Source organism: Cupriavidus sp. 01L415, from assembly GCF_056400065.1.
Map to the genome: position 1 here is coordinate 1 of NZ_JBFTSP010000077.1, position 1,444 is coordinate 1,444.

Annotated in this window: 2 protein-coding genes; both read left to right on the forward strand. The window is 58.4% G+C overall.

Translation table 11 applies throughout. The annotated features are described in order from the left end of the window. Positions 1-85: 85 nt before the first annotated feature. Complete coding sequence (locus tag AC1DOX_RS30935; RefSeq protein ID WP_441624234.1) at positions 86-1,168, forward strand: IS630 family transposase; 1,083 nt, start codon at positions 86-88, stop codon at positions 1,166-1,168. Between the two features lie 5 nt (positions 1,169-1,173). Then, positions 1,174-1,431: a DUF6429 family protein gene (locus tag AC1DOX_RS30940; RefSeq protein WP_441624236.1), complete on the forward strand. Its 258-nt coding sequence runs from the start codon at positions 1,174-1,176 to the stop codon at positions 1,429-1,431. The last annotated feature ends 13 nt before the right edge of the window (positions 1,432-1,444 follow it).

The following is a 1,444-nucleotide window of genomic DNA, read 5'->3' on the forward strand; positions in this document are numbered from 1 at the left end:
CTAGTGTCGTGAGTTAGAAATTCATTGAATAAAATCCCACCTGTAGTACCGTGCAAGTCGATACCACGGACCCGAGGTGGCGACGATGCGCGGAAGACCCAAGGCGGAACTCATATTGAGCGAGGCGGAGCGCGAGCAGCTCACGGCGCTGACGATGCGTCGCAAGACGGCGCAGGCGCTGGCATTGCGAGCGCGGATCGTGCTGGCGTGCGCCGATGGCATCGACAACAAGACAGTCTCGGCGAAACAGCGGGTCACGCAGCAAACCGTGTCGAAATGGCGTGCGCGCTACGTGGCACATCGACTCGATGGACTGCTCGATGCGCCGCGCCCGGGCGCGCCCAGAACGATTGACGATGCGCGAGTCGATGCCGTAATCGCCAAGACGCTGGAATCGGTTCCCAGCGGAGCGACGCATTGGAGTACGCGCACGATGGCTCGGGAGATGGAACTTTCTCAGACAGCCGTCTCGCGAATCTGGCGAGCCTTTGGCCTGCAGCCACATCGGCAGGAAACCTTCAAACTCTCGAGCGATCCGTTGTTCGTCGACAAAGTTCGTGACATCGTTGGTCTGTACCTGAATCCTCCGCTCAAGGCGATGGTGTTGTGCGTGGACGAGAAGAGCCAGATCCAGGCGTTGGATCGCACGCAGCCCATACTGCCGCTGGCGCCAGGCATTCCCGAGCGCCGTACTCACGACTACATGCGCCACGGCACCACTACGCTGTTTGCTGCGCTGGACATCGCCACCGGCGAAGTCATCGGTGAATTGCATCGTCGCCATCGCAGCAGTGAATTCCTGCAGTTCCTGCGCACAATCGACGCCAATGTGCCCGCAAATCTGGAGGTGCATCTGGTGATGGATAACTACGGTACGCACAAGACACCTTCGATCCAGAACTGGTTCGCTCGACACCCACGCTTCCATGTTCATTTCACGCCGACATCCGCATCGTGGCTCAATCAGGTCGAACGCTGGTTCGCCACGCTGACTGAGAAGTACATACGACGTGGCACGCATCGCTCGACGCGCCAACTGGAAGAGGCGATCCGGCATTACCTCGATGTCTATAACGCGAATCCCAGGCCCTTCGTCTGGTGCAAGCCGGCCGACGAAATCCTCGCGAGCCTTGAGCGGTTTTGCATGCGAATCAGGAGAGCACAATGAATGCCATGAACATCGACACCGCTGCCGTCGACGATGCAGTCCTCGCGCTGCTCTACCTGACCCTGCATGACCAAAACCGGGCTTGGAAAAGCTTCGACTGGGAGGTGCTCGACCGCCTGCATCAACGAGGTCTCATTGCCGACCCTGTGAACAAGGCGAAATCAGTCATCCTCACCGAGGAAGGATTGCGCGAATCGGAACGCCTTTTCATGCGCCATTTCGTCGCGGCAGGCGGACAAGGCAATAATGAAATGAATTTCTAACTCACAACACTAG

Excerpts from the sequence above, each read along its gene's own strand:
- AC1DOX_RS30935 (WP_441624234.1), top strand. The coding sequence starts at position 86 with ATGCGCGGAAGACCCAAGGCGGAACTCATATTGAGCGAGGCGGAGCGC.
- AC1DOX_RS30940 (WP_441624236.1), top strand. The coding sequence starts at position 1,174 with ATGAACATCGACACCGCTGCCGTCGACGATGCAGTCCTCGCGCTGCTC.